The organism is Streptomyces sp. Root1310 (genome assembly GCF_001426425.1).
Lineage (GTDB): Bacteria > Actinomycetota > Actinomycetes > Streptomycetales > Streptomycetaceae > Streptomyces.
In genome coordinates this window covers 420,176-441,712 of the sequence record NZ_LMEQ01000032.1, presented here as the reverse complement: position 1 = coordinate 441,712, position 21,537 = coordinate 420,176, and the positions used below count along the sequence as shown (strand labels likewise).

General features: G+C 69.5%; 18 protein-coding genes. 10 read left to right on the top strand and 8 right to left on the bottom strand.

Annotated features, from left to right (window positions below; all coding sequences use genetic code 11):
* The first annotated feature begins 107 nt into the window (after positions 1–107).
* Positions 108–1,790, top strand: coding sequence for a rhamnogalacturonan lyase B N-terminal domain-containing protein (locus ASD48_RS35160; RefSeq protein ID WP_057605917.1), 1,683 nt, complete (start codon positions 108–110; stop codon positions 1,788–1,790).
* Positions 1,791–1,796: 6 nt separating this feature from the next.
* On the opposite strand, the gene ASD48_RS35155 is transcribed toward ASD48_RS35160, so the two are convergent.
* On the bottom strand, positions 1,797–3,209 hold the full coding sequence (locus ASD48_RS35155) for an RICIN domain-containing protein (RefSeq protein ID WP_057606109.1): 1,413 nt from the start codon (positions 3,207–3,209) through the stop codon (positions 1,797–1,799).
* 516 nt (positions 3,210–3,725) lie between these two features.
* Here ASD48_RS35155 and ASD48_RS35150 point away from each other — a divergent pair.
* On the top strand, positions 3,726–5,930 hold the full coding sequence (locus tag ASD48_RS35150; protein ID WP_057605916.1) for an autotransporter: 2,205 nt from the start codon (positions 3,726–3,728) through the stop codon (positions 5,928–5,930).
* A gap of 139 nt (positions 5,931–6,069) precedes the next feature.
* Positions 6,070–7,011, top strand: a complete 942-nt coding sequence (mmuM, locus tag ASD48_RS35145) for a homocysteine S-methyltransferase (RefSeq protein ID WP_057605915.1) — start codon at positions 6,070–6,072, stop codon at positions 7,009–7,011.
* 235 nt (positions 7,012–7,246) lie between these two features.
* Here mmuM and ASD48_RS35140 read toward each other — a convergent pair whose 3' ends face one another.
* Positions 7,247–8,926 carry a carboxylesterase family protein gene (locus ASD48_RS35140; RefSeq protein WP_057605914.1) on the bottom strand — a complete coding sequence of 560 codons (1,680 nt, stop codon included), beginning with the start codon at positions 8,924–8,926 and terminating at the stop codon, positions 7,247–7,249.
* 214 nt (positions 8,927–9,140) lie between these two features.
* Positions 9,141–9,680 carry a hypothetical protein gene (locus tag ASD48_RS35135; RefSeq protein ID WP_057605913.1) on the bottom strand — a complete coding sequence of 180 codons (540 nt, stop codon included), beginning with the start codon at positions 9,678–9,680 and terminating at the stop codon, positions 9,141–9,143.
* 636 nt (positions 9,681–10,316) lie between these two features.
* On the opposite strand from ASD48_RS35135, the gene ASD48_RS35130 reads away from it, so the two are divergent.
* From ASD48_RS35130 to ASD48_RS35115, 4 genes are all read left to right on the top strand, one after another.
* Positions 10,317–11,330 (top strand): hydroxyacid dehydrogenase, encoded by a 1,014-nt coding sequence (locus ASD48_RS35130; RefSeq protein WP_057605912.1) that lies wholly within the window; start codon positions 10,317–10,319, stop codon positions 11,328–11,330.
* A gap of 208 nt (positions 11,331–11,538) precedes the next feature.
* Positions 11,539–12,633, top strand: a complete 1,095-nt coding sequence (locus tag ASD48_RS35125) for a LacI family DNA-binding transcriptional regulator (RefSeq protein ID WP_057605911.1) — start codon at positions 11,539–11,541, stop codon at positions 12,631–12,633.
* A 498-nt stretch (positions 12,634–13,131) separates the two neighbouring features.
* Complete coding sequence (locus tag ASD48_RS35120) at positions 13,132–14,187, top strand: substrate-binding domain-containing protein (protein ID WP_057605910.1); 1,056 nt, start codon at positions 13,132–13,134, stop codon at positions 14,185–14,187.
* 38 nt (positions 14,188–14,225) lie between these two features.
* Positions 14,226–14,426 carry a hypothetical protein gene (locus tag ASD48_RS35115; protein ID WP_057605909.1) on the top strand — a complete coding sequence of 67 codons (201 nt, stop codon included), beginning with the start codon at positions 14,226–14,228 and terminating at the stop codon, positions 14,424–14,426.
* A gap of 262 nt (positions 14,427–14,688) precedes the next feature.
* Here ASD48_RS35115 and ASD48_RS35110 read toward each other — a convergent pair whose 3' ends face one another.
* The 3 genes from ASD48_RS35110 to ASD48_RS35100 all read right to left on the bottom strand — a co-directional run bounded on the left by ASD48_RS35110 (position 14,689) and on the right by ASD48_RS35100 (position 16,631).
* Positions 14,689–14,949, bottom strand: coding sequence for a hypothetical protein (locus ASD48_RS35110; RefSeq protein ID WP_057605908.1), 261 nt, complete (start codon positions 14,947–14,949; stop codon positions 14,689–14,691).
* Positions 14,946–15,809, bottom strand: a complete 864-nt coding sequence (locus ASD48_RS35105; RefSeq protein ID WP_057605907.1) for an isocitrate lyase/PEP mutase family protein — start codon at positions 15,807–15,809, stop codon at positions 14,946–14,948. The genes ASD48_RS35110 and ASD48_RS35105 overlap by 4 nt, the downstream gene beginning before the upstream one ends.
* Before the next feature lie 168 nt (positions 15,810–15,977).
* Positions 15,978–16,631 carry a ThuA domain-containing protein gene (locus ASD48_RS35100; RefSeq protein WP_057605906.1) on the bottom strand — a complete coding sequence of 218 codons (654 nt, stop codon included), beginning with the start codon at positions 16,629–16,631 and terminating at the stop codon, positions 15,978–15,980.
* A gap of 461 nt (positions 16,632–17,092) precedes the next feature.
* Here ASD48_RS35100 and ASD48_RS35095 point away from each other — a divergent pair, with 461 nt between their 5' ends.
* Both ASD48_RS35095 and ASD48_RS35090 read left to right on the top strand, forming a co-directional pair.
* Complete coding sequence (locus ASD48_RS35095) at positions 17,093–17,725, top strand: VOC family protein (protein ID WP_057605905.1); 633 nt, start codon at positions 17,093–17,095, stop codon at positions 17,723–17,725.
* Positions 17,726–18,093: 368 nt separating this feature from the next.
* Positions 18,094–18,489 (top strand): VOC family protein, encoded by a 396-nt coding sequence (locus ASD48_RS35090; protein ID WP_199876113.1) that lies wholly within the window; start codon positions 18,094–18,096, stop codon positions 18,487–18,489.
* A 10-nt stretch (positions 18,490–18,499) separates the two neighbouring features.
* On the opposite strand, the gene ASD48_RS35085 is transcribed toward ASD48_RS35090, so the two are convergent.
* Entirely contained in the window at positions 18,500–19,174 is a 675-nt protein-coding gene (locus ASD48_RS35085; RefSeq protein ID WP_057605903.1) for a helix-turn-helix domain-containing protein, read from the bottom strand.
* 463 nt (positions 19,175–19,637) lie between these two features.
* The gene (locus tag ASD48_RS35080; protein WP_079074164.1) at positions 19,638–20,609 is read right to left on the bottom strand and encodes an AraC family transcriptional regulator; all 972 of its coding nucleotides are present in this window, start codon (positions 20,607–20,609) and stop codon (positions 19,638–19,640) included.
* An 80-nt stretch (positions 20,610–20,689) separates the two neighbouring features.
* Here ASD48_RS35080 and ASD48_RS35075 point away from each other — a divergent pair, with 80 nt between their 5' ends.
* Positions 20,690–21,529, top strand: coding sequence for an NmrA family NAD(P)-binding protein (locus ASD48_RS35075; RefSeq protein WP_057605901.1), 840 nt, complete (start codon positions 20,690–20,692; stop codon positions 21,527–21,529).
* Positions 21,530–21,537 lie beyond the last annotated feature (8 nt).

The window sequence follows — 21,537 nt, the reverse complement described above, 5'->3', positions numbered from 1 at the left end:
TCACGAGATCGCCAACCTCCAGCGAGTGAAAGCCCTTTCGCGAAATCGATTCAACTGTCACTCTCTCAGGCACCCGCACCCCCACACCTCCCGAAGGAGGCACCCCCATGTCCGGATCCGGGAACCACCGGCCGATCCGACGCCGCACCTTCGTCCTCGGCACCGCGGCCACAGCAGGCTCGGCCACTCTGGCCGGGCCGCTGGCCGCACCGGCCGCCGCAGCGGCCTTCGGCTACACCGACGACGGCTCGAACTACGTCGTCGACACCGGCGCCAACCTGGTCTTCAAGGTCAGCAAATCCACCGGCGACCTGACCTCCCTGACCTACAGGGGGACCGAATACCAGGGCTACGGCGGCATGAACTCGCACATCGAGTCGGGCCTCGGCAGCTCCACCGTGACGATCACGCAGTCCGGCTCGACGATCCTGATCTCGGTCACGCACGGCACGCTGAAGCACTACTACGCGGCCCGGAGCGGCGAGAACAACGTCTACCTGTGGACCAACAAGGCCGACACATCCGTTTCGGCAACCCGTTACATCGTGCGCGTCAAGGCGGGCCTGTTCCTCAACGACGAGCCCGACTCCTACACGTACACGACCAGCACCATCGAGGCCTCCGACGTCTTCGCGAAGTCCGACGGCCAGACCCGCTCCAAGCACTACTCCAAGCTGCGCGTCATCGACTACGACTACATCGGCTGGACGACCGGCAGCGTCGGCCTCTGGATCGTGCGCAGCAATCACGAGAAGGCCTCGGGCGGCCCCTTCTACCGCTCCCTCCTGCGCCACCAGAGCGCCGACGGCGGCGGCCTGTACGAGATCCTGTACTACGGCCAGAACCAGACCGAGGAGCAGCGCTTCGGCCTCCAGGGCCCCTACGTCATCGCCTTCACCGACGGCGGCGCCCCCTCCTCGTCACTGTTCCCGGGCACCCTGACCACCTCGTGGGCGGACTCGCTCGGCATCGCCGGCTACGTCGCGGCGAGCGGGCGGGGCCGGGTCGCGGCAGTCGGCATCACGGGGCGCAACACGGCGTACCCGTACACGGTCGGGCTGGCCAACCCGGCCGCACAGTACTGGGGTTCGGCGCGGTCGTCCGACGGCTACTTCTCGATCACCGGCGTGCTCCCGGGGACGTACACACTGACCGTCCACAAGAGCGAACTGACTGTATACAGTACGCAGGTGACCGTATCCGCGGGCGGGACGACCACTCTCAACTCGATCGCGATCCCGTCCTCGAACGACCCGGGCAACGCGAGCGCGATCTGGCGGATCAACGACTGGACCGGCACGCCGAGCGGCTTCAAGAACGCCGACCTGATGACGTACGCGCATCCGTCCGACGTCCGGGCCGCCACCTGGACCGGCAACGTCGTGATCGGCAGCGGCAGCGAGACCTCGGCGTTCCCCTGCTACCTCTGGAAGGACGTCAACAGCGGTCTGCTCGTGTACTTCAAGCTCACCGCGGCCCAGGCCGCCGCCGCGCACACCCTGCGCATCGGCGTGACGACGGCCTACGCCAACGGCCGGCCACAGGTCGTCGTGAACGACACCTGGACCTCGGCCATCCCCTCCCCACCCACCCAGCCGAGCACCCGGTCCCTGACCAACGGGTCCTACCGGGGGAACAACTACACGTTCACCTACAGCGTTCCGGCGAGCGCGTGGCTCACGGACACCAGCCAGTACAACGTACTGAAGATCAACGTGGTGAGTGGTTCGGGGACGACCTCCTACCTCAGCGCGGGCACGTCGATCGACGCGATCGACCTTCTCGCCTGACGCAGATCAGGTTCCGCGCGTCCACTGCTGGTTGGTTCCTCCGTTGCACGTGTAGGTGATGAGGGCGGCGGAGTTGGCGGTGGACGCGCCGTTCACGTCCAGGCATTCGCCGCTCGCACGGGACTTGACGTTGACGTAGCTGCCGGAAGTCGTCAGCGACCACTGCTGACCGGTGACTGCCGTGTCGCAGTTCTCCTGGCTGACGGAGTTCGCGTTCTCCTGCACGCACAGAGAGCTGTTTCTGACGACCAACTGGTAGTAACCGCTTCCGACGGACTTGAACCAGTACTTCTGGTTGTTGCCGCCGTTGCAGTCGTACTGCTTGATCTGGGCGCCCGCCCACAGGGACTGACTCGTCACATCCGCGCACTTGCCGCTGTGCCGGGCGATGAGCGTGTTGTACGTGGCACTCGTTGCGGTAATCGTGCCGGCCGCCGTGTCGACGGTGACCTCGGGGGACCAGGACATCGAGAGCGAGGTGGTCGTGGGAAAGGTAAGCGGCAACCAGACATAGCGGGAGTCGTTGACGGTGCCGCCGAAGGAGTTGCCCCAGCGGTCGCCCAGGTAGAGGTACGAGGTCCCCGAAGCGCCCTGGACGGGCAGCACGTACGCGGTCTGCGAACCGTACGCCGTCGAGTCGCCGACGTTCGTCATGGCCGACCAGGGACCGGCGAGCGAGGTCGCCGTGGCGTACTGCTGCTGGTTGGGGTTCCAGCCGGTCGCGCCCGAGGTGAGCATGAAGTAGACGCCGCCCCGCTTGAACAGCGCCGGTGCCTCGCGGTGGCCGCCGTGCCAGGGGTCGGCGACCAGGCTTGCGATACCGGTGTAGTCGGCGGTGAGCCGGTAGATCTGGAGGTCGTAGTTCTCGCGTGCCGCCGAGATCATGTAGCCGGCGCCGTCGCTGTCCACGAAGACCGTGATGTCGCGGGACATGTGCTGGTCGAGCGGGCGGAAGCTGCCCTGCCAGGTGTAGTTTCCGTCGACGGTGTCGGACACGGCGACAGCCGCTCGGGCCTCGCTGTAGTCGGTTCCGTTCTCTTTGTGCATCCACATCACGAACTTGCCGGTGGACGCGTTGTACATGACCTTCGGACGTTCGATGTTGGCACTGGCCAACTCGGAGTCGCTCGACTGGGTCAGGACGTGGTTACGGAACTCCCAGTTCTTCAGATCCGTGGAGCGGTAGGCGTCCACGTACCGGAAGGTGTTGTCGGCGTTGCGGTTCTCGCCGAACCAGTAGTAGTAGGAGCCGACTTTGAGAACCCCGCCGCCGTGGGCGTGTACGGGGCTGCCGGAACTGTCGGTGAACTGAGTGCCGTTGGCGATCGTCACGGACGCCGCCTGGGCGGGTCCCGCGGTCGCAAGAACGCCCATCAGCACGAGACAGAGGGCGAGCAGTGTCATGTACGCACGTCTCATCTTCACGCACTCTCCTTCACGGGGTCGGCGACGGGAGCGCCGAAGTCGGGGGTGCCGTCCGGGTGCGGGCCGAAGCCTGGATCCGGGTATGTCGGCCGAGGTCGTCCAACGGAGCGTTGTCGAGGCGAACTGCGATGTGAGCTAGGGGACTTGGTATACAGCCTCTCCTTCATCGATCGGCGGCGATGGAGGAGAGGAAAGTCGCCGTGCTCCGGTCCTCGCGGGAGGAGTCGGGCTGCACCTGTGGGGCGGCGCGGCGGGAGACGAGTGGATCGGGGTGCACGCGGCTGCCTCTCGAGAGAGGGGCGTTCGGAACTCCGAACGACAAGTGGAATGACGAACGCCGAAAAGGTAAGGGCGCGTTACGAGCAGGTCAACGGGTCGGACGGGACTTGACGGAAAGCCCTTTCCGGAGGTTTCCGGCGGGAAGGTGGTTTTCTGGGTGGGCTGAGCCCACGTCGGCATCCCGGGGCGCAAATTTCTGTTATCGGTGTCGCGCCGACGCGTCTCCGGTGCGTGCGCAGCCCTCTCCACACCTCAGCAGCGGTCGTCGGTGCCCTCGCGGCCGTCGCCGCCCTCGTGACCGCCGCTCCCCCGGCCGTGGCCGCCGACACCCAGGACGTCACCGCCGACGTTCTCGCGAACCGGGACGTGACGCTCGCCGGCGACACCGTGGTCACCGTGCCCTCCGGGACGACAACCTTCGACGGCGTTTTCCGCGGCCGGGGAACGCTCACCGTGCGCGGCGGCGGAACGCTGGTCCTGAGCAAGGACAGCGATTTCACGTTGCCCAAGGCACGCCAGCGACAGATGGTGCGCACACAGGGCGGCAACCACCCCTACACAACGGTCGGCACCCCCGACCCGCCCGCGATCACGGTGGAACGTGGGGCGACCCTCCAGTACGGCACCGGCGGAAACACGGGACTGATCGGGCACTTCCCCTACGACACTCCCGGCTACCGGCTCAATCAGCTCAACGTCCGCGTCGACGGCACACTCCGGCTCTCACTGACCCGCACGTTCAACCTCGGCACGATCAGCGGCTCCGGTCTCGTCACCCAGCCCCGCAACATGTGGGGCACCCTCGACCTTGCGGGCACCCACCCGTTCTCCGGGGTCATCGACAACGGCACCGGGATGGCGGCCGGCCGCCCCGAATATCCGGTGTCGCTGCCCCACGCACGGGCGATCCTCAACCAGGGCTCCTGGATCATCGACACCCCGCTCCGCCAGACGATCACCCTGCGGCAGGACTTCTATCAGCGGGAGTACGGCAGCGACGTCAACGTCCACTCGCGACCCGGCAGCAAGGTCGTCCTCACCGGGCAGTACAGCTACAGCGACCAGGGCGGCGACACCCAACCCTCGCTCAGCGACCCGGACATCAACTGGCGCCCCATCGCTCACCAGTTGAACAAGCGCGGCACCAACATCGAGGGCGCCGACGTGCAGTGGGGCGACGGCACCACGCACAAGATCTTCATGCCGGGAACAAAGGACACCGTTTACATCAACCTGCACGAGGCCGGCGGACGACGGTCCCTGCTGACCTTCGACTACAACGGGCCGGTCACCTTGGGCGCGCCGATCGGCGGCGGTAAATACCACGACACCCTGGCCGTGCCCGGCGCCGGTGATGTCGTCATCGCCGGGACCAAGGGCAACGACGTCACCTTCGCGGCCGCGCAGTACTACGACGGTTCGACGACCGTGCGAGAGGGGGCGGTCCTGCGGCTGGGGTCGGCTCAGGGCGACGGCTCCCTGCTCACCGGTACCGCCCGGCGCCGGATCGTGAACGACGGCACTCTCGTGGTGCGCAACACGAGAGCCGCGATCGCCCTTTCCCGGCTGGGCGGCAGCGGCTCGTTCGTCCAGTCCGGAGCGGCCACGACGACCCTCACGGGCGCCGCGGTGACGTACACCGGGACGACGACGGTCAAGCAGGGAATCCTGGCGCTCAGGGACGGGGCAACCCTCGCCAACAGCAGGGCGATCCGGCTCACGTCGTCGGGAGCACGGCTGGACACCGGCGGCTCGGCACTGCGGGTGACGAGCGCACTCAGCGGCAAGGGCACCGTGGACGGCGCCGTGACCAACGAGGGTGTGGTCACCGGAGGGCTGACCGTGAGCGGCGCCTATACGCAGAACGCCGAGGGACAACTGGTCCTGGCGGACGAGCCCCTGAAGGTGGGCGGCAAGGTCACCCTGGGCGGTGGACTCGACCTGTCCGCGGCAGGGACGGCCACCGCCAGACCCGCGACTGGTACCGCTTACGGCAAATCCTCCGCCTCGACCGGAACTGGTGGCGCTTCCGGCAAGGATTCCCCCACGGCCGGAAACGACTCGGCCCGGGAGATCACCGTACTGAACCACACCGGCAACACCCGCACGACCGGCACCTTCGACAAACTGCGCGAGGGAGCCGAGGTGAAGCTCGCAGACACCGTTTACCGAATCAGTTACAAGGGCGGGGACGGCAACGACGTCGTCCTCACAGCGACAGCCGTGAGCCCGACCGCGAGCGCGCACGGGCAGGCCTCGTCGGGGTCCGTGACAGCCGAGACGCGCAGTGCGAGCGCGGCCGAGAGCGGCGCGTTCGGCTGGTGGCCCTATGCGCTGGCAGCCGGGTTGCTCGGCGGGCTGCTGGTCCCCGCGACCAAGCGCACGCGGGCCGGCGGGCGCCGCCGTGGTGGACGGCACTCGGCACACGGCGGATGAGCCGACACCGACACCTGCCACCCGGGCGGGAGGAAGTGAGTGAGGTCATGGCTGCCTTCTCGCATCCCATATCGTGGTCTCTGCGTTCATTCACCGGACGGATCCGACCGTGTGCCGCCCGTTCGTCTAGCGTCGTGACATGACCAGCGACATCCCTGCTCCCCCCGCCGAGACCTCGCTCATCACGGCTCTCGCCGCCGGGGCCGTCGTCCTTGACGGCGGTATGTCCAACCAGCTGGAGTCCGCCGGGCACGACCTGAGTGACGAACTCTGGTCGGCACGGCTGCTCGCCGAGCAGCCCGAGGCGATCACCCAGGCGCACCTCGCGTACTTCGAGGCCGGCGCGAACGTGGCGATCACCTCCAGCTACCAGGCCACGTTCGAGGGTTTCGCCAAGCGCGGCATCGACCACGCCGAGGCTGCCCGGCTGTTGGCGCTGAGCGTGGAACTGGCCCAGGAGGCCGCCCGGCAGGCTCGGGACAAGGGCCTCGCCCGCCCGTTGTGGGTGGCTGCCTCGGTGGGGCCGTACGGAGCGATGCTCGCGGACGGCTCCGAGTACCGGGGACGCTACGGGCTGAGCATCGCGGAACTGGAACGTTTCCACCGTCCCCGGCTGGAGGTCCTGGCCGCCGCGGCGCCCGATGTGCTGGCGCTGGAAACGGTTCCCGACGCCGATGAGGCCGAGGCACTGCTGCGCGCGGTACGCGGGCTCGGGGTGCCGGCCTGGCTGTCGTACTCGATCGCCGGTGACCGTACGCGTGCGGGGCAGCCGTTGGACGAGGCATTCGCCCTGGCCGCCGAGACGGACGAGGTGATCGCGGTCGGGGTGAACTGCTGCGCCCCGGAAGACGTCGAAGCCGCTGTGACCACCGCGTCCCGGGTGACGGGCAAGCCGGTCGTGGTCTATCCCAACAGCGGAGAGGTGTGGGACGCGGAAGCCCGCGCCTGGAGCGGCCGGTCCACGTTCACCGCCGAACAGGTCCTGGGTTGGCGGAAGTCGGGGGCACGTCTGATCGGCGGCTGCTGCCGGGTCGGTCCTGAGGCGGTCGCATCCATCGCTCGGACACTGACCTCCGCATAGCCCTCTGGGCTCCCGGCCACTGCTGCGGGCCTCCACTCGGGGTAAACGCTTGCTGCTGGATTTCGCCAGGCGGTGGGCGTCACAACGAGGAAAACCGCGGACGCGGCCGACAGCACGATCCGGGATGTGCTGGCCCAAGCGGGGGGTGTGTCCGCGCCGACGGTGGGGCGAGTGCCCTGCGGCCTGCATCGGGTCAGTGCGGAGGCCCGCCGACGGGTCTTCCGGGCCGTGGCGGTCAGCGTCCCTTCATTCCCCCGGCCCGGCGCAGTCGGCGCACCGCGGACCTCAGCTCCGGGCCGCGCAGGGTCCTGCCGAGCAGCGGGTCCGGTGCCGCCGTCCCGTCGACGGGTTCTCCCTGGGGAGCGATGGCTGCCGCCGCCGTCCACAGGGCCAGCTCACGGTCGCGCGGACCGTATGCGGTGTACGACATACCGTCGACCTCGTACGCAATACCGTCCTCCTCCCGCCCACCGGCCGGCTCGCCGAAGATCCGCACGGGATGCGCCGGCCCCCAGGCTTCCCAGCCCGGGTCACCCGTGGCAACGAACCGTGTCCACGCCCCGTGCATCGCGTCGGCCAGTTCCTGCGGCGCGCCGTCCCCGGCGAGTTTGGCGGACTCGGCCGTCTCGCCGGTGTCGAAGACGAAGCCGAGCTCGAGGGCATGACAGGCGCCGAGGCCGGGCTTCTGCGAGGGCCAGGCGAACTCGTACAGGTATGACGACCCGGAGCGCGCCTCGGCCAGCCGTTGCAGGGGTCCGCGCAGCAGGTTGTCGGTGACCATCTGGCCGACGATCTCGGCGGTGCCGACGTCGGGGCGCAGCACGCGGTAGCCGCGCGGCACCTCGTGTCCGCAGTGACAGCGGGCCATGGCGCCGGCCAGGGCGACGGGCCCCAGCCGGTCGACACGCTCGATCAGACCGCCCGGGACCAGCCACAGCCGGTACTCGTCGCGCGTCCAGCCCAGGAGCAGGTCGACGCCGGGGGCCGCGTCCCCGTCCACGAGTGCCTGCAGGGGGTCGCGCGGCACGAGGTCGCCGTCGACGACGATGCCGAAGGCGGGCCCGCCCAGGACGGGGCTGCTGAGCCTGCCGACCTCCGCCTGGGTACGCAACAGCAGGTCACGGTTGACGGCGGCGAAGGCCTCGGCGGTGGCGGGGATCTTCAGACGGGTCGCCATACGGCGGACCATGCGCCGGACCTTGTCCCGTTCGGAGGCCTCCGGCGGTCCGCTCTGGAGGACGGCCCGCCGGACCAGGCCCTGCGCCTGCGGGGCCGCGATCAGGGCGCCGGTACTGATGGCTCCGGCGGACTGTCCCGCCAGGGTGACCCTGTCGGGGTCACCGCCGAAGGCCCTGATCGAACGATGCACCCATTCCAGCGCGGCAAGCTGATCACGCAGACCGGGATTGGCGGGGGCATCCGGAAACAGTCCGTAGCCCTCCACCCCCAGCCGGTAGTTGACCGAGACGAAAACGATTCCATCGCGAGCGAAGTTCCGTCCGTCGTACACCGGCACTGCCGAGGATCCCCTGGTCAGGGCGCCGCCATGCAGCCAGACGAGGACGGGAAGGCGGGCTGCGGGGCCGGGCTCGGGCGTCCATACGTTGAGGTTGAGGCAGTCGTCGCCCGCCACCACGGGGTCGGACAGGTACTGGGCGAAAGCCTCGGAATACGGCGGTTTCGGCGATGTCGCGCCGAAGGCTCCGGCGTCGCGTACCCCGCCCCAGGGCTCGGGCGGCACGGGAGGCCGGAACCTGCGGGCCCCGAAGGGGGGCGCCGCATACGGAATCCCGCGGAAAGCGGCGATGCCGTTCTCGTACCTCCCGCGTACGGCCCCGTAGGGGGTCGTGACGACGGGATCGGGCTCGGGGTCCGCCTGGGCCTCGGCCCGTGGGTCCGTCTGGTCCGCTGTCATCTGCTCACCAGCCCTTCGCCGCGCTCGCGCACCGGTATGACCAGAGCACCACAACAGTGCGTGGTATTCCGGTGCACGAGCATGCGGCAGGGCTATTCGGCGTACGTCGGGGGTGCCGAGACGGCGCCGGTCATGGCCGCCGCTGGTGGAGCCTGATTCCCCCTGCCGCCCTTGGGGGCGACGGAGAAACACATCTGGGAGACGTATCTGTCGTTCAGGGACAGCAGTCGGCTGTCTTGGTAGTCGAGCAGCGCCCGCACCGGACGGGCCTGCCCGCGTGAGGAGGCGAAGATGGCGGTCTGAGAGTTCCGCGCACCGGTCTGCCCGCTGCACGCAGGGTGTAGGTGGGGAATGGCACGTCGTTGCCGAGGGGGTATGCGGCGACGTACCGGGCGGCTTTCAGGAACCGCTTGCTGTCGTAGCGGTAGAGGTCGCAGCCCTGGTTCCGGGCCACTCGCAGATCCCGCCCCGCGGCCCCGTGCCCAGCACGGTGTGTCCCTGATCCCCGTCCTCGCTCCTGCCGCTGACCGAGGTCGTAGCCGTCCGCGTCGGTGCACAGGGACGGAACGGCGTGCGCGACGGAGCCGTTTCCGGCACCGAACTTGGCGTCGGCGACCGCGTGGTCGTACTGGGCGGAGACCTCGTCGAGGATGCCGATTGCCAGGACGCAGGCGGTCTTGCAGAGGCTCCAGTTGGCCCAGTGGTCGGTGAAGACGAAGCATCGGCGGCTGAGAGGAGTACCGGTGGGGCGCATGAGTGCCTGGGCATGCGTTCCGGGAAGGCGTGAGCGTCGCTGACCCGGGGGAACGAGATCTACGGTCGCGAGAACTGTCGCAGCAACAGGTAGGAACCGGTTACTTCATCAGTGTCCAGGGGCATCTTCCGGTCCCGGTAGTCCGTCGAGGGACCCCGCAGACCTGCGAGAGACTTGTGCACCGCCCGGACGCGACCCCGCGCGCACCGTTGGCACGTCACCCACGGACTTCAGCGGCTTGACCTGCACAGATCGAAGTGACCGCTTGAGGAGAGCCCGGGCAAACGTCGACCGACTCGTTGCCGCCCCTGCGTTCAGACCCAGTGCGCGGATTCGACGCGCCCGTGGCAACCGGTTGTGGACCCACCCGCCTACCGCACGCGGGCCCACGGGGCGATCACACCCCTAGCACCCGCGTGGCTCACCGGTCGGAAACAGGTTTCACCTGCCCTCGCGCCTAACGAAGCCGTTCCTCCTCGCCACCTCAACAACCGCTCTGAGATGGTCATTTACTCAGTGGCCGGGGGCAAGCTCTCTCTCCCCCGGCGATCGCCGGACTGATTGACCACGCCTCTGCGCCAGATCTACGGTAGAAGGCGCTTTCAGAAAGCGTTTCCCACGCACCTCAGGAGAGTCATGCCCAGCGCCCAGCTGCCCAGGGCCGTGTTCGCCATGGATCCGGTGCACCTTCCCCTGTTGTTTCCCCCGCCGCTCGTGACCCGGCTACGGCAGGCGGCCGAGATCGACCCGTCGCTCGTCGTAAGGGATTTCACCGATCCCGGCGCCGCGTCGGCGCTGGCCGGCGCCGAGGTCCTGATCACCGGCTGGGGCTGTCCCCGCCTCGATCCGGACATCCTCGATGCGACACCTCGCCTCCGTACGGTCCTGCACGCTGCGGGCTCGGTGCGCTCTCTGGTCGGAGAAGCCCTGTGGAGCCGAGAGGTGACCGTTTCCAGCGCGGTGACCGGCAACGCCGTCCCGGTCGCCGAATACACACTCGCGATGATTCTCCTGGCCGGAAAGGACGCCTTCGTCCACCGTGAGCGCTTCCGGCGCACCCACGCCCAGCCGGCACCCGCGGAGACCGCGACCACCGGCAACCTCGGCCGGCGAATCGGGGTGATCGGCGCGTCGCGTGTGGGGCGACGCCTCCTGGAACTGCTGCGCCCCTACGACTTCGAGATCCTCCTGCACGACCCCTTCGTGGATGCGGCAGAGGCCACCGAACTCGGCGCACAGCTGCTCCCTCTGGAAGACCTTCTGCGACACAGCGACATCGTCAGCCTGCATGCGCCCGACATCCCCGAGACCCACCACATGCTCGACCGCGCCCGCCTCGCCCTGATCCGTGACGGCGGCGTTCTGATCAACACCTCCCGGGGTGCCCTCGTCGACCATCGCGCCCTCACCGACGAGTTGGTCTCCGGTCGACTGCACGCCATCCTGGACGTCACCGAACCCGAACCACTGCCCGCCGACTCTCCTCTCTACCGGTTGCCCAACGTGTTTCTGACCCCGCATATCGCCGGCTCCCTAGGAAACGAGCTGGAAAGGCTCGGCCGCATCGTCGTCGAGGAGATGGAACGGCTCGCCGACGGGCTGCCCCTCGCCCACGAAGTACGTCGCGCCGACCTGGCCCGGGTGGCGTGAAGCGCAGGCCCGCCCCGCTGCCGCGTCTCTGAACACGGCTATGGCCGAGGTTATCCACAGGCGCGTCCACCTGGCGGACCCCCGGGATACGGTTCCCGCACCGATGGGGGGCCGGGTCCCCGCCGTGCTGATCAGCGACGGCGGGGCCCGTGACCGTGGCTTCCATGACGTCCTCGTCGGCGCCCACGAACAGTGAAGGAGCCGCAACGTGAGTCAGCGCAGGACGACGGGTAACGCCGGCCGGGCGACGATACGGGATGTGGCGGAACGCGCGGGTGTGTCCGTGGCAACCGTTTCCCGCGTGCTGTCGGGCAACTACCCGGTCTCCGAGGAGCTGCGGCGCCGTGTGATGAAGGTCGTCCGCGACCTGGACTATGTCACCAACGCGCACGCCCGCTCCCTGGCCGGTGGTGGTACTCCGACGGTGGCGATACTGATCAACAACATCACGAGTGCCGCGTTCGCCCACGTGGCGAAGGGCGTCGAGGGTGCGGCCACCCTGCACGGCTGGCTGTCGATCGTCGGCACCACGGGCGACGACCCCGAACGCGAACTCGCCCTCGTCAACCTGATGCGCCGGCAGGGCGCCGACGCCGTGGTCCTGCTCGGCGGCGCCTACGACCATGACGAGTACCAACTGCGAATGGCTCGGTTCGCCCGTTCGCTGGACGCGGCCGGCTCGCATCTGGTCCTGGTCGGCAGGCCACCGCTGGAGGGGAACGTCCCGGCCACGACGATCGACTACGACAACGAGTCCGGCGCCTACGCCATGGCCGGCCATCTGCTCTCGGCCGGTCACCGACGGGTGCTGATCCTGCCCGGTCCCGCTGAACTCACCACCGCTCAGGGCAGGTTGAGTGGAGTCCGCCGGGCCTTCGAGGCGTACGGGGTGCCGTTCGACCGGGGGCTGGTGCGGCACGGTCCGTACGACGACGAGCACGGGTACGCCGCGGTGCAGGCCGCTCTGCACGAGACGCCGGACTTCACCGCCGTGCTCGCCGGCACCGATATCGTCGCCGCGGGGGCGATGCAGGCGCTGCGCGGGGCCGGCCTGCGGGTGCCGGACGACGTGTCGATCTCGGGATACGACGACATTCCCCTGGCGTCCCATCTCACCCCCCGATTGACCACGGTCCACGTGCCGTACGAGGAAATGGGCCGGGTCGCCCTGCGCGCGGCGGCCGACCGCCGGCAGGGTCGCGGGGGCGGCGCCCGACGTAAGAGCGGAGACGCCGAGCGCCTGGTCCTGGGCACCCACGTCGTCGTACGGGACTCGGTGCGGCCGCCGAAGCGGCAACGCTGAGCCGCGGCGTCGGCAGAAACGTGCTTGTCGAACTGTCTTCGTAAGCCCTTACCAGCGTCTTCATCGGTGTGCAGGGCTCTCCGGGAGCTCCGCCCCAGACCACGGCACACCGCAGACCATCGCCCCCTGGTCTGCACCTCTGCAGTTCGCCACGGGCTCTCTCCGCCGTACGTTACGACGCCCTACCGCGTTGTACCGGCGCAACGGAGCACGGGCTTCCGCCCCCGATCCGCCCCCGATCCGGTCCCGCGCCCTGGCTACGCCACAGGCCGCCGTCCCGTTTCCGGGCTCCCGCCCCTTCGAGCCACTCCGGGCGGGGTCCGGCGTTTCGAAAGTTCCGGCGCTCAAGATCCCGCGTTTTCCGGAGTCTTCACGTCACGCCGAGGCACACCTAGGATAGCAAGCGCTTTCTGTGAGCTGTCTGTTTCCGAATCGGCTCCGAAAGGGCGCTGGTCGAACTTTCGCTGGCCTTCGGGCGGGCCGGAGAGGTGGTTCCCGATGGTGCGCACGGCAAGTGCGAGTGTGACGGCCGGGCCGACCCTGGCGGTCGTGGCCCGCGAGGCCGGGGTGTCGGTACCGACCGCCTCCAAGGTGGTCAACGGCAGGGAGGATGTCGCCCCCGAGACCAGACGCCGGGTGACGGAAGCGCTGGACCGGCTGGGTTATGTGCGCAGACCACGCTTCGACGCGACCAAGCCGCCCCGGCTGATCGATCTCGTGGTGCACTCGCTGGACAGCTCCTGGTCGGGCGCGGTGCTGCACGGTGTGGAGGAAGCGGCACACGACGCGGGTCTGGACGTGGTCGTCTCCGCCGCCCTGTCCCGCACCCGCGTCGGCCGCCCGCAGCGCGGCTGGTTGGACAAGCTGACCGTGCGCGGGTCGGCCGGAGTGCTGTTCAACCTGACGGAGTTGACGGGCTCTCAGTACGCCTGGCTGGAGCAGCACCGCACCCCGTTCGTGCTGATCGACCCGGTGGTCGAACCGCCGCCCGGGGTGGTGTCGGTGGGTGCGGCGAACTGGCAGGGCGGGGTGACCGCGGCCGAGCACCTGCTGGCGCTGGGACACGAACGCATCGCCGTGATCGCCGGCCCGCGGCGCAAGATGTGCAGCAGTGCCCGGGTGGCCGGTTACCGCTCGGCTCTGGCGTCCGCGGGGATCGCGTACCGCCCCGAGTACCTGCGCAACGGTGGGTTCGACGAGTCCGTCGCGCACCGGCGCATGCATGAGCTGCTCGATCTGCCCGAACCGCCGACGGCCGTCTTCGTCTGCTCCGACCACATGGCCCTCGGCGTCTATCTGGCCTTGGCCGAAAGGGGGTTGAGGGTCCCGCACGACGTCAGCGTGGTCGGATTCGACGACTTGCCGGAGTCCCGATGGACCACCCCCGCTCTCACCACCGTGCGCCAGCCGCTGGCGGAGATGGCGGCAACGGGGTTGCGGTTACTGCTGCGGATGATGGACGGTGAGCACCCCGAGGGGACACGGACGGAGTTGTCGACGCGGCTCGTGGAGCGGGCGAGCACGGCTCCACCGCGTCGGCGGGCAACGATGTGAAACGGTGACCTCTCAGCGTTACTGATCGTTTTCAGGGCATGAATCTCAGCACGCGCACCACGGTCCTGTTCGTCGTTGTGTCCGCCGTCCTCATCGCGGTCATGGGGACGGCGCAGGCCGCGACCATCGGTGCCGTCCATCGGGACGCCACCGCCCACGCCACCGTCGGCGATCCCGGTGACGAGCCCGAAGACGTCGAGCTGGACGAGGGCGGACGCCCCGACGTCGACGAGGACTGACGCACCGTTCGGCCACTCGGTCGCCCGGGCCGGTCCCTCTCGCGTGCGTCGGCACGTGCGAGCGGCGCGGTCGCGGCCGCAGCCGGGTCCCGGCCGTTGCCGTGGCCATCGCTGCGATGCGTCTCTTCGCCGTGGGATTCCTCGGGATTCCTCCGCCCGGCAGCGGAGCGCTCACCGGGATTGCCGAGAAAAACTGTCGTAACAGACAGCGGAAGGCCGGGCGCCACCATCACGGTGACTCCCGGCCGGTGGTCTCCTCGCCTCAGTCCGCACCCCGGTCCGGCGCGCCGACCAGCGCCTCCATCATGTCGACCGCGCTTCCGTCGTGGTCGCTGCCCGCGGTGCCGCTGCTGCCCTGCTGGACGTTGGCCGCCCGGTCGACCTCGAGGATCGAGTCGGCGTGCGAGTTGTCGATCACGGTGATCAGGCTTCCTTCGGCGACCGCGGGCGCCGCGGCGGCGCCCAGCAGGGCGACGGCCGCCAGGACCGTCGCCGTCCTGAGCCGGGGCGCGACGAGGCTCACGCGTTCACGCTCTCGGGCGCGGTGCGCAGGCGCGCGATGTTCCGCTCCAACAGTTCGGTCGAGGCCCGCACGCCGATACCGCTCGCCGCGTCCACCTCGGGAAGCCTGCCGTCGGCGCGCTTGAGGTCGGTGAGCGCGGAGTCCATCGCCGCGTGCGCGGCGAAGAGACAGGGCGTGCTGTAGATCGCGACGTTCACGCCCAGGTCGGACAGTTCGCTCAGCGAGAGCCTGGGGGACTTGCCCCCGGCGATCTGGTTGAACAGCAGCGGCTTGTTTCCCACCACGTCACGGATCCGGCGGATCCACTCCACGGTGCGGACCCCGTCGACCAGGATCACATCCGCTTCGGTGGCGGCCAGCGTGGCGGCCCGCCGCAGGATGTCGTGCTCGTCGGTGGCGTCCGTACGGGCCACCACGACCAGGTCGCGCCGGGTCGCCAGTACCATCTCCAGTTTCACCAGGTACTCGTTCAGCGGCAGCACCTGCTTGCCGTCGGCGTGCCCGCACCGGCGCGGCCGCTTCTGGTCCTCGAGGATCACGCCCGAGGCCCCGATGCGCTCGAGGCTCTCGACCACATGACAGGCGACCTCCGGATCGACGTAGCCGTCGTCGATGTCCACCAGCAGGTGCTGCAGAGGGAACGCGCCCCGCAACCGCTGGACGAAGGCCAGCATGTCCGGCCATGCGATGAAACCGATGTCCGGCAGCCCGTAGTGCGAGGCCGCGAAGCCGAAGCCCGAGACGAACATCCCGTCGTAGTGCTCCGCCGCGATCGACGCCGAGTACATGTCGTACACGCCGATCAGCGGGGTCGTTCCCGGGTCGGCGATCCGCTCCCGCAACTTGTTCCCGTAAGTCACCGTCCGGCTCATCCAATGGAGTCGAGGGGTCAACACACCAGGTGCAAGAAAGCCGTTGCGACACAACAGCCCTTTACGAAGACAAAAGGATCTCTAGGGCGATGCTCGACTTCCTCCATGTGAAGGCTTTGCTCACCCCAATGGCGCAACCGGTTCACCGGAGAAACGTCACTGGTCCCGCAGCCGTGCCGCCCAGGCGATGCCGCCGCCCAGATGGGCACGGAAGTGAGGGTCGGCGTAGGCCTGGGAGGCGTGCCCCAGGGCCGTGTAGAAAACGCGTCCGCGGCCTTGCTCACGGCACCAGACCAGCGGGTGGTCGGCCCCCATTCCGCCACCCGTGTAGGACGACTCGTCGGCGACGGCGAGCACACGTACTCGGCCGCGCGGGTTGGCGCGGAAGTCGTACCACTCGTCGGTGAAGTCCCAAACGGCCGGCAGCGAGCGGGTGGCGGGATGGTCGTGGTCCTCGATCACCACCTTGCCCGACTGGTACTCGGGGTGGCGGGCGAAGCGGGCGCCGAGGAGTTCGCCGTAATAGGGCCAGTCGTACTCGGTGCAGGCCGCCGCGTGCACCCCTGCGAAACCGCCACCCGCCTCGACATAACCGGCGAGACGTTCCTGCCCTGCCGGGGTCAGCACCTCGCCGCTGGTGGAGAGAAAGACCACGGCCGCGTACCCGTCCAGCGAGGCCTCCAGGGCCGCCGGGTCCTCGGTGTGATCGACGGCGAAGTCGCCCCATCCGCGTACGGCGGCGACGGCATCCGGGATGGAGTCGTGACGGTAGTCGGTGGTGCGGGTGTACACGAGCAGGCGGGCGGTCATGGGGACGAGCCTAGGCGGGCAGAAGTCCGGGTCCGAGGGAGATGATCAGGGCGAAAATTTCGAGGGGTGGGCCTTGTTCTCGGAATCCGAGGGGCGGGCTCGGCCCTGACCGCGAGGTCGGCTCTCGGACCGGTGAGACCCGAACGCCTGCACCGGAAACCGTCGGAGCGGTGCGCTCGGCCGCGGCGAACCTGAACCTCGGACAGGCTGCTGAGCAGTGGTGTAACCGGTTGCTTCGTGTTCGCGCAGGCTCCCTGCGGTGCCCGAGATGCTGCACGGGGCACCAGTGCAAGCGAGTCCACCGCTTTCATCTGGTTTCCGACGCCGACGACCACCGACCGACGCCCGCCACCTCCCGGTACGGCGCGGGTACCGAGCAGCGCATGGACCCCAGCCGTCCTGCCGCGCAGGCGTTCCATCGTCCCGGCCGTCTCGGAGGCCGACGCGTAGGCTCGGGCAGGATGAACACCATTCCCGCACGCCTCGATCACATCGTCCTCGCAACGCCCGATCTGGCGGCGACGGTCGCCGAGTTCACCCAGCGCACGGGATTGGCCCCGGCGCCGGGCGGGGTGCACGTCGGGCTCGGCACCCGCAACTACCTGGTCGACCTGGGCCATCGCGCATATCTGGAGATCATCGGCCCGGATCCGGAACAGCCGCCGCCTTCCTACCCGCGTCCCTTCGGCGTGGACGCGCTCGCCTCCGCGCGGACGATCACCTGGGCCATCAGCCCGCCCGATCTGGACGCGACGGTCGAGGCCGCCCGCTCGCGGGGCTACGACACCGGAGACGTACGGGAGATGAGCCGGCGTCGCCCCGACGGCACCCTGCTGCGATGGCGGCTGACCGACGGCGGCTCCCCCCATCCGTCCGGTCTGGTGCCCTTCCTCATCGACTGGGGCAGCACCGTCCACCCCTCCGCCTCCGGTCTGCCCGTCAGTCGCCTGCTGGAACTGACCGCCACCGCTCCCGACCCCGAGGAGATCCGCCCCCTGCTGGCCACCCTCGGCACCGACCTCGCCCTCAGCGAGGGCCCGGCGGGATTCTCGTTCACGGTGGACACACCCAACGGGCCGGTGACCTTCGGCTGACCCGGGGCGCCCCGCCCTCAGCAGGGCGCAGCCGCCGCTCTCGGCCACTCCAGGGGAACGGAGCGGCTGGGCGAGGTCGGCATCGGTGAACCTCGCGACGGCGACCGTCCACTCCCCGTGCGATCCCGGAGCCCACGACAACTGGCTTCTTGCGCTCCTGGCAGGCGAATGTCGGCGCGCTCTCCTGGCCGGCGACCGACAAAGCGATCGGCAACAGAGCGCAACCGCTTCCAGCGAGGGGCCTGAGTTCCGTGTCCGCGTGGTCGGACTTCCGCCGACCGTCGCCGTCCGGGTGTACGGAAAGGTTTTCCGGGGGCGTGTCCGTTTTTTTCAAGACCAGATGCGGCAGGTCTGCCTACCGTTGCCGTATGAGTCCACGATTCGATGCCATCGGCCTGGTCGTATCCGACATGGCCGCCTCCGTCTCCTTCTACCGTCGGCTCGGCTTCGCCTTTCCCGAGGGGGCCGAGCACGAACCGCACACCGAGGCCGAACTTCCCGGTGGGCTGCGGTTGTTGCTGGACACCGAGGACACCGTCCGCTCGTTCAACCCGGGATGGCAGCCGCCGTCCGGTGGTGGTCGCACCTCACTGGCGTTGCGCTGTGACACACCGGGCGAGGTCGACAGGGTGTACGAGGAGTTGCTGAGCGCCGGCCACCAAGGCGACCTGAAGCCGTGGGACGCCTTCTGGGGCCAGCGTTACGCCGTCGTGCTCGACCCCGACGGCAACGGCGTCGACCTGTTCGCAGCGCTCCCCCAGTAGCACAGCCCGCTCAGCTCAGCAGGGCGCCCAGCGTGAGGCCGGTGAACTCCCGCACGTCCCGTGAGAGATGAGCCTGGTCCGCGTAACCGGCCCGGTTCGCCGTGTCCGCGTACGGCACGCCCTGCCGGGCCAGTGCCAGGGCCCGTTGCAGGCGCAGGATCCGGGCCAGCGTCTTGGGACCATAGCCGAAAGCGGACAGCGAACGGCGATGCAACTGTCGTGCTCCGAGGCCTAGTTCGTCGGCCGTTTCGGCCACCGCCCGACCTGCGGCGAGTGCGGCGACCAGTCGGCGCAGCGCCCGGTCCGGCGGCGCCGCCCTCTCCAGGGCCAGTTCCTCCAGTGCCACCGCCGGCTGCGCGGCCGCGGCGACCCGGCCGGTAAGGCGGCGCACCTCGGACGCGGTCCACAGGTCGGCCAACTCGACACGGCGATCCCGTAGTTCATGGGCCGGTACGCCGAGCAGCGCGGGCGCGGTGCCGGGGAACAGGCGGATGCCCGTCCAGGTGACGGGCGGGCCCTCGGGTACATGAGCGTGGGTGTCCGGTCCGGCGACCAGCAGTCTGTCCTCGCGCCACAGCAGGTCCATGCAGCCGTCGGGGAGCACGGGAAGCGTGCCGGGCGGCGCGGACGGCGTGTTCGTCCACACCACCGCCCCGACCAGCCGGGAGGGCCGCTCCTCGTACATGTACGCCAGGCTACGCCGCCGCGATCCGGGACGCCGGTACGGAGGCGCTGCGCTCTCTGGACCGCTTCCACCAGCGCTTCCTGCATGGGAGGCGTCACCGTCCGTGCTTGTGGCGGCGTCCGTTCCGCGGCCGGAAACCGGATTCCCCCGTGTGACGACGCTCCGCCCCGGCGGCTGCAGTGAGAGGAGCCGACGCGGTGCACTCGGCGCCACGGCGAGGAATCCGCATACCGCCGGCCACCGAGCGCTTCCACGGCGTCGCGCCGGAGATCGTCGTAGCCATGACGTCAGTCAAGACCTTGCTGCAGTCGGCGACCGAAACGCGACCGGAAACAGGTTTCTCCTCCGCCCCGGCCTCTCCTCCGCAATGTGCGCGCCGGACAGGGCACCGCACCGCGCGCACCAGCGCATCTCTCGCCCCGGCCGGTCCATGAGCCCAGGGGCTCACGCCCCCCGGCCCTTCCTAAGCCACCCGCGTCCGGTGTTCCTGTGGGCTGACGCCGTACACCCGCTTGAAGGCGCTGGACAGGGCGAAAGCGCTCCCGTAACCGACCTGGCGGGCGATCGCGCCGATCGTGTCCTCGGTGTCGCGCAGTCGGTCGGCGGCGAGAGCGAGGCGCCAGCCGGTGAGGTAGGTCATCGGGGGTTCGCCCACGAGCTCGCTGAATCGGCGGGCCATGGCCGCCCGGGAGACCCCCGCCTTCGCGGCGAGGGAAGCGACCGTCCAGGGGTGCGCCGGATCGTCCTGGACGAGGCGCAGAACGCGGCCCACGACCGGATCGGCCAGCGCCTGGTACCAGGCCGGCGCCGCCGCTTCCGGGCGGGAGAACCAGGCCCGCAGCGCGGCGATGACCAGGAGGTCGAGCAGGCGGTCCAGGACGACCTCCTGGCCGGGTTCGTCGCGGACGATCTCCTCCATGAGCAGCGGGGTGAGCGGACACTGCCAGACGTCGGAGGTCAGGGACAGCAGTGGGGGCAGCGCATCCAGCAGTCGGCCGCTGATCTCGCCCTGCATCAGGTACGTGCCGATCAGGACGACGGTCGAGCCGTCCAGCCGGTCGCCCCAGGTACGCACACCCAGGTCCATGGAGCCGTTCAGGAGGCGCCCGTCGGGGTACGCGCACCGTCCGCCGGGGAGGATCATTGCCTGCGGGGGCGTGCCGGGGGCATCGGCACAGGTGTAGGGGGCGGGCCCGCGCGCGATGGCGAGGTCGCCGGCCCGCAGGCGGACGTCCTGCCCCTCGTCCGGCACGACCCAGCCCTCGCCGCGCACCATGAGCATCACCGTCAGCGGGGCGCGGTCCTCTACCCGTACGGCCCAGGGTGGGTCGAAACACGCGCGGATCATGAGGGCGCCACGCGCGCGTGGACCCTCCAACAGGCCTGCAAGGGGGTCCCCTCGCGTGAGCATGTTCGAGGGTGCGGGAGCGTCCATGCGGCCAGCGTAGACGCGCGCTTATGGGAATGAGCCGTTCAGCGATGGGCCCGTGCCTCGTACGGCAGTTGACTGAACGCATGACACAGAACACGGCACAGCGGATGACGGTGGTGGTGACCGGCGCGTCCGGTCGTACGGGCAGCCGGGTGGCGCAGGCGGCCGAGACGGCCGGGCTGACGGTGCGGGCGGCCTCGCGGGCCCAGGGGTTCGACTGGCACGACGGCTCGACGTGGGCGGACGTGCTGCGTGGCGCGGATGCGGCGTACCTGGTGTATCCCTCGGACGTGGGGGCGCCGGACGCGGCCGACGCGGTGGGACGGCTGGCCCGGGAGGCGGTCGCACTCGGGGTGCGGCGGCTGGTGCTGCTGTCGTCACGGGGTGAGGAGCGGGCGCTGCCGACCGAGGAGGCGCTGCGGGCGTCGGGCGCGGACTGGACGGTCGTACGGGCCGCGTGGTTCGCGCAGAACTTCAGTGAGGGGCCGCTGGTGGAGGGGCTTCGGCAGAGCGGCGAACTGGTGTTCGCGGGTGGGGAGGTACAGGAGCCGTTCGTCGACCTGCGGGATGTCGCCGACGTGGTGGTGAAAACGCTTACCGAGGGTGACCGTTATGTGGGCCAGGCACTCGAGGTGTCCGGGCCGCGGCTGCTGACGTTCCGGGAAGCGGTTGCGGAAGTCGGGCGGGCAGCCGGGCGTGAGCTGACGTACAAGCCCGTGCCGGCGCATCAGTACGGTGAGCAGTTGGCCGGGTTCGGGGTGCCCGCGGAGGAAGTCGCGTTCCTGGTGGAGCTGTTCGAGTCGCTGCTGGACGGTCGTAACGCCTACCTGTCGGACGGCGTCCGAGAGGTGCTCGGCCGCGAGCCCCGTGACTTCACGGAGTTCGCGCAGGAGTCGGCGGCGGCGGGCGTCTGGAAGGCGTAGGTTCCTCG